This window comes from Pectinatus frisingensis (assembly GCF_015732285.1).
Classification (GTDB): domain Bacteria; phylum Bacillota; class Negativicutes; order Selenomonadales; family Selenomonadaceae; genus Pectinatus; species Pectinatus frisingensis.
Genome location: NZ_WIQU01000042.1, coordinates 154,732 through 162,311, shown reverse-complemented (window position 1 = coordinate 162,311; position 7,580 = coordinate 154,732). Strand labels below are relative to the sequence as shown.

Below are 7,580 nucleotides of genomic sequence, written 5' to 3'. Positions count from 1 at the left end.
GATGGTGGTATCCTCACCCGAGTTCGTTTTCAGGGTATCTCCTGCCGTCACTTCGGTATTGGTGTAGGCAGTGGTATTTTCCCGTGTTGCCGAGCTGTTTTTTTCCAGCTGGGCATTGTAGCTGACGCCACCGTCAAGTCCGATAGAGGCTCCTATACTGCCCGAAGCAGAGCTTGCTGTGCTGTCTGTCTTATTGCTGTTTTGGGCTGCTGTCAGATTGATATCCTGTTTCGCATCCAAGGTAATGTTGTTTCCTGCTACGGTGCTGCCTTTTATATTGATATCAGTCTTATTGGCCGTTATGCTGACGTCTTTGGCCGCGCTGATACTACTGCCCTTGGCTTCTATGTCCGTACTGGTGCTGTGGCTTTCGCTCTTGGCTGTACCAAGGCTTACGTCAATGCTGATGGCTGACTTTATGCCTTTTTTGTTTATGTCCTTTATTGTATCTTTGGCATCTTTGATCTGGTCATAGGCCTTTTTAGCATACAGGGCTTTTAGGCGGTCATCTTCTACCTGTCCGATGCGCTGCACCGGTGCGGTGATATCGTCTGCAGTTTTTACTGCCTGTCCGCCAATAGATACGGTCAGTCCGCTTTTTTTGTATTCGTGGTCTTCTTTACTTTTATATACGTTATCGGTGTTTTGTATATCCACCTGTCCGGCTGTTATATTGATGTCTTTACCGGCCATGATGTCACTGCCTTTTACGGCTGCCTTACTGCCAGCCGCTATATCAACACTGCCGCCGATGCTGCCCACAGTGGCTGCTATCTGCTCGGTGTCAGTGTTTTGCAGTTTGTCCTTGGCACTTTCTTTACCGATGGTAAAGCCCAGCCCGCCGCCTGAGAGCAGACCGGATTTTTTTACGGATCGGTAGTAGGTACTGCCGCTTTGTTCTTCAGCAGAGATAATATTGATATCTCCGCCTGCCTTTAAGCTGACATCATTATCGGCAACAGCATTGGAACCTGTTATATTGATGTCTTTGTCGGCCAGACCGGCTATATCCTTACCTTCAATACTGCTTTTTACTACATCATCCGATGATTTGTAATCATATATATCTGTCGTTTTCGATGCTAGAAAGCCTTTATCTTTTTTGTGCAGTTCATAAATGCTTTCATGGTGCCCGGTATCATTTACCAGATTGATATTTCCCTGTGCGGCAAGGCTCACAGCACCTTTATCGCTGGTAATAGCCGAGCCTTTGATATCCACACTGCCGCCCGACTTTATTGCAATGTCACCTGCCGCACTGACAGCTGCACCGACAACGGTTTCATCGTCATGCTTTTGGCGGGCAAAGTAGCTTCCCCCCCTGCTGCCTACGGCTATGTCGGATTCATTGTCATCTTTGGCATCGGTTATATCAATATCCTTTTTGGCAGTCACAGCAGCTTTGCCGCCGGCATCGAGCGAGGATGCTTTTAGTGTCACTTTGGTGCCTGTTATGCTGATATCTCCGCCGGCAGTTATACTGCTGCCAAAGTTTTCGACGCTGCTGAGTTCGGCACTTGATGAGCCGTAAGCCACTGCTACATGCTGCTTTTGGGATATATTTTCTATGTTGATATCCTTTTGGGCAGTGAGTACCAGCCCTTGTCCGGCTGCAAGCGTGCCGCCTTTATCCTCTATGGATGCCGCAGCGGAAAGGTTCAGGTCTTTGGCAGCGTTTATCGAGGCAGTACTGCCGAGCACAGTCTGGTTGAGCTGTCTGTACTGGGTAGTTACTGTACGGGTGTTATTTATTATGTTTTGTGCTGCTATGGACACGTTCTGTCCATTTATTACGGCACCGCTGTTTTCGACATCACCATCGGCTTTGATAGCTATATCGCCACCGACGACCGCGGCATTTTTGTTTTCAAGGCTGCCGCTTTTTATGGTGAGATCTTTATCAGCTTTGATCGTGCCGATATTTTGAAGGTCTTTGGGACTTATCAGTGTCACATCTGTCCCGGTTATGAGGGCACCACTTTGTCTGAGGTCACCATTTTTCAGTGAGGAAAGATATACCTTCGGCACCAGCACATCTTGTCCGTTGATGTTTTCTTTTACCAGCCAGACGATGTCACAGGTCAGTTCTGCCATTTGTTCCTTGCTGAGAGCTACCCCGGTGGTAAGGTCATATTTTTGGGCGAAGGCGGCACCGTTATCCATGAGAGCCTTATATTGGTCGAGAGCCGAGCTGTAGTTGTCCAGATATCTGCGTCCGGTAAGTCCGGTTATCTGATCTGTAACAAGTTTTTGTTCATAGTAGCCATCGCCGAGTCTTTTCATTACCTTTTCGGGGTCGTTTTTGATTCTTTGCAATAGGTAGTCGCTCGATAAAAAGCTGTGATAGTCGGCAAACCGGGAATTGGTTTCAATGAGGTATTTGGCTGAGGGATCTTTATTGATACTGAATCTGTGACTGTCGGTTCCGGCATACTGGATCAGGCGTGCATCAATAAGGGTACGGTCAGCACTGGCAGTGGCAGCGGCCGGTCTTTGCGTTATCTCATTTTTACCGGCGTCATAGGTTATATTTTTTATTTGCGGCGCAGTTATATTTACCTTGGCACCGCCACTTAGTATTCCGGCACGCTGGGTGGTTTCATCGGTTATATTCTGGTCATAGTAAGGAACGACAGTAGTTCCATAAACCCAGTGGCTGTGCTTCCACCAGCGGCCTTTCTTTTTGTATTTCCAGTTCTGGTAGTCATTTCCCGTGTCAGTTGCGATAATGGTGCCCTGATAACCCAGGTTTTCCAGAGAATCAGCAGCATTGATGGCAAGATCGGTGCCTGCCGTTATTTCGCTGTAATGGTTGACAAGTTTATTTACTGTGACAGCCATATTTTTATCCGCCGTTATATGGGCAGTCGGTGTTTCTTTTTCTATTGTGCCGGTTTTTATTTCCCGGTCAAAGCGGCGTGAGGCGCTGTAATAGTTGCCATTCCAATGGGCAATGCCGTAAGAGATATCCTGATGGGTGATCGTCCAGTCAGTATCGAATGCTGTTTTTTCATTGGTAAGTCTGCCGGCTGTTATATACAGGTTTTGTCCGCTTTCGATATCTGACGAACTGTTTAAAAGATGATCGGATGCAGCTATGTTCATGTCGCTGCTGCCGTAGATCACCGAGCTATCGGTATTTTCCAGTATGCCGGTACTAAGTCCTGTCTGTCCGCCGGCGGCCAGCAACGATGTTTTATTCAGCAGTGCCGCAGCTTTTATTGTCAGGTCCTTATCAGCGTATATGGCTGTATTTTGATTTTTGATACTGCCAAGAGCCTTGAGGGACACGGATTCTTTTGCTGCCAGATTGGTATTGGTGTTGTTGATGACTCCGGCTGATGCTGTCAACCTGCCGCCAGCTGTTATCTCGGTACCGGTGCCGGTCAGTGAGGCGGCCTGAAGGTCTGCATCTTTACCGACCTTTACTACCGAATCATCATTTACCAGACTTTTTCCGGCAGTCAAAAGGAGATTTCCATCGCTGTATATAGCCGCTTTATCGGTATTGTCAATAGTTTGTGCGGTCATTGTGCTGTCGACACCGCCATGAATGACAGCCGAGTTGTTTTTTATACTTCCGGCAGCAGTTATTGACAAGGTGCCACCACCGGTTATGACGGCTGATTTTTCGTTGGCCAGGTTGTCGGCATGCAGCTGCATGTCTTTATCGGCGGCCAGTTTGCCGCTATTGTATAAAACTCCACCGGCAGTCAGTTCCAGACTGTTTGACCATAGTTCTGAGGCATCATTGGTAAAGTCTTTTGTCTGTATGATAAGTTTATTCGTAGTATCGGCATCAAGGCCTTCACCTTGAATAAGAATATCGGCCGAAGGCGCTGCGAAGTCTACGTGTCCGGCACGGTTTTGCGCAGGTGCTGCCGCCAGTACAGCGCTGGCTGTGTTGATGTAACCGCCGCCATTTATGGCAATACCGTTAGGATTGGCAATAACCAGATCGGCTTTTTGTCCGGCTATTTCCATATAACCGTTTAACCGGGTCGGCCGAGTACCGGTCACTTCATTTAGTATTGTCCGGGCCGCGACAGTTCCGAGTCGAAAGTTGCGGTCGATATATCCACCCAGCCGGGTACTAGTATAGCCAGTCGCGTTATTGAAAATCAAGCCGCGCGATCCGACATTGAAATCGGTATAAAGGTTTCTTGATACTCCACTGCCGTCGGCTGTCGCTATCTGTATAAGGTCTATTCCATCAGCAGCCTTGTCTGTTATAGGTTTATACTGTTCCGGAGCGTCCTGGTCAGCCGTCAGCGGTAAACCATCCTGCTTATCTTGTTTTTTTGTCGTGGGGGCATTGGCATAATCAGGAATATCTGCTGTTCCCGGTGCTCCAGGGGTGATGTCGTTGACAATCTTCTTTTCTGGTGCTTCGGTCTGCACCGGAGCTTGCGGTACCGGTTTTTCCGGTGGCTGCACGGGATCCGGATCAGTTTCATTTGCTGTTATTTGTGCCGCATCAGTGTTTTGTCTGTTATATTTTATCTTTTTTCCCGCCAGGGTTATATTCCGGGATGCTTTAAGGATACCGTCCGAGTTGATATTGGTCCCGGCCTTTACTGATATGTCGGCCGGAAGTGCCGCCGGGTTGTCGGTCTGTCCGTCATCATCGTCTTGTGCCTGTCCGGCAGCAATATAGCCGGTGTTTTTTGTCATGCCGCCGGATGTGACAGTGACATCGCCTCCGGCGCTTATCTGTCCGGCGTTGGTCACATCATCCGCGGCAGTGGCACTTACTTTGCCGACAGCTGCCACATCGCCCTGCACAGACAGCATGCCGCTGCTTGATATGGACAAGTCACCTTTTGAGTACAGCTGGCCGTCTACATTGACGCCAAGACCTTTACTTGTCCCCTGCAGCATTATACGTCCGGCATACATTCCGCCGACGGCACTGATATCCAGCGATACACCGGAAGCCGCTGCACCAGGCAGTGTTCTTGTCTGCAATGTGTTATAGTCTATAAGATTGCTGCCGGTAACGACGTTCAGATCGTTTTTTGCCCACAGCTGCGCATTTATTTTGGCCGCACCGGTCAGGATATCAAGTTTGTCCGGTGCATTTTCACTTTTTAGTCCGTCACCGTCGACAGCAATGTCACCGCCTGTGACCTGAATGCCCGACAGACTGCCATCCTTATCCAGCTGTGGGCGTCCCGTCGTAAGCACTGCCCTGCCGGTATTGATAAAACCAAAGCCGCTGCCGCTGATGCCGTTGGGATTGGCGATAATGACATCGGCCCGCGTCCCTGCCACTTCAATGAGTCCGTTCAGGTTGGTGCGGTTTGTTCCAGTCACTTCGTTGATAATTATAGTCGCCGGAGCTTTAAGCCTGGCGTTGCCTGCTATCTGTCCGGCAAGTACCGTATTGACCGACTGCAGGGAATTGTTCAAAATAATGCCATTTTTATCCACACTGAAATCACTGTACAGATTATGTGATATTCCTTTGTCATTTGCCGTAGCAATGTCGATGACCGGGACCGTACCGGGATTTACCATCGGTTGATGTGCAGTATCCGCCGAAGCATCGGTTATAGCAGCTGCCGCGGCCAGGGGACTTTGCAGTGTCATTGCCACCAGAAGCAGGGCAGCTATGCTTTTTCTTATTTTCATCCTTGTTTTTTTCATTTTTTACTCCTTTAAAAATGTACTGAAACTGAAAAGCCACCTGTCCTGGCCGGTGTGTCAAATCCTTTTGGTTTACTAAGCGGCCAGCCGATAAATACGTCATATTGAACGTTTTTTACTGTGCCTCTTATCCCCAGTGCCGTTCCCACTAGTTCCCTGCCCAGCAGATAAATCGCCGATGGTCCTGAAACTTTGCCGTAATCGAGTGCCGCATATAGCTGTTGATCTTTATATATCGGCAGCCGCAATTCATTCCTGAGCACCAGCCCGTTTTCTGCTGATAACGTCTGTTCTCCATCGAAACCACGCACACTATATCTTCCGCCGATGCCGAAAAAGTCTGATCCGTAAAGCAGATTCTTTGTATATTGCGCCTTGGCTTCAAGATTGTACTGCCACATCGTGCGGCCAATTTTCAGCGGTGCATTCCAGTTCAGGTTGAACAGATACATATTGTATTTTGTAGTCGGTCCACCGGAAATATTATCACTGGCTCCCCGCTGCGCTCCCAGCCAGCCGACACCTCTTTGATAAAACAATGCTGCATCCAGGACACTCTTACCTATATATTTTTTATGGGTTACACCGATTTGTACTGCTGTGGTGTTTTGCCGCTGGACACCGATTTCCGTATTGTTTATATAGCTGTGTCGTCTATTGCGCAAAAGATGCAGCTCCAGATTTGTTTTTTGCCTCTGGTCCCTGTCCAAGAGACGGGTGATGCCCAGATCATAGGCGGTAATTGCACCTGAAGACATAAAAGGATTGATGGCAGTTCTCACTTTTTGATGATAATCATAGGTATAAGCACTGAAGGACAATGTCTGCCTGCCCAGTGGTACAGCATAATAGATGCTGTTTGCTCTCGTCCCCTTATTTTGACCATTTTTCTCACCATCTTCATTAAAGGAAATGTTGAGTATATCATTGACAGAAAACAAATTATCCATTTCCAATCCTGTGGACAGCTGCAGTTTTCCGGTACTGCTGAGGCCTGAGTCATCAGCAGAAAACACTGCTTTCCACGGTTTGGTTCTCTTTACGGTAATCTCAATATCACTTTGTCCAGGTTTTTGGGCCGGCAGAATGTTAACGGCTACGTTTTGCGAGGAAACGCGCTGCATTTGTTCCAATCCCTGGTCAAGATCGTGAACATTGAGAAGATCTCCATGACGCATCGGAAAAGCATTTTTCCATGTTCCCCATGTTTTGTCGGTAAAATAGATATTATCAATGGTTCCAGCTTGAATATTTATCGTCAGCACACCCGATGTGAGGTCTTGTGCCGTGACATATGCTTTTGTCGTGACATAACCGCGGGCAATTATTTCTTCATTTATGCTATTGAGGAGCAGATCTATTCCAGCTGCCCCTATTTTTTCGTTTGCATATTGTTCGAGGTATTTTTTAATCCATTTGAATTTGGTTTGTGCATATGGACCATTTACTGTAAAAGTTTTTATCAGAAAGCTAACGTTTTCTTTAGGCAGTTTTATCTTTTCCAAGTGTTGTGCACTTTTACCGTTCGAGATAAATTTTTCCTGAGTTCTGCGCTGATTTTGCTCTTGGGCATTTTGCTCGGCGAGCCTTTGCTGCTGGTGCTGTAAAATGGTTTCCTGCGAATTGATGTTGCTGTCGGCAGCTGCTGTGCCGATGCTGAAAATAAGTATGACAAATATGCAAATCATACTTACTATATGATATTTTTTCATATTGATTCCTTCCATGGTATTTTATTATTCCATTAGGATTTTATTATGCAGTCTGCCGCTATTTTATACTTGACTGCCCGCTTTTTTAAGGACGGACAGAGGGTTGGCTGGTTCATTATAATGACTGCTGATAAAACATAAAACAAAAAGTATGTATTCAATGAAAAAACCTAAAAGGCAATAAAAAAACTCCCTCACGGGAGTATATTGCACAAATAG

Annotated in this window: 2 protein-coding genes; both read right to left on the bottom strand. The window is 47.2% G+C overall.

All coding sequences use genetic code 11. The features are described 5' to 3' along the window. Positions 1-5,649, bottom strand: a 5,649-nt coding sequence (locus I6751_RS07965) for a two-partner secretion domain-containing protein (protein WP_196599068.1), incomplete at its 3' end; no start/stop codon positions are given. An 11-nt stretch (positions 5,650-5,660) separates the two neighbouring features. After that, positions 5,661-7,361, bottom strand: a complete 1,701-nt coding sequence (locus tag I6751_RS07960) for a ShlB/FhaC/HecB family hemolysin secretion/activation protein (protein WP_196599067.1) — start codon at positions 7,359-7,361, stop codon at positions 5,661-5,663. Positions 7,362-7,580: the final 219 nt, after the last annotated feature.

Coding starts and splice junctions, on each gene's coding strand:
- I6751_RS07960 (WP_196599067.1), bottom strand. CDS start 7,361: ATGAAAAAATATCATATAGTAAGTATGATTTGCATATTTGTCATACTT.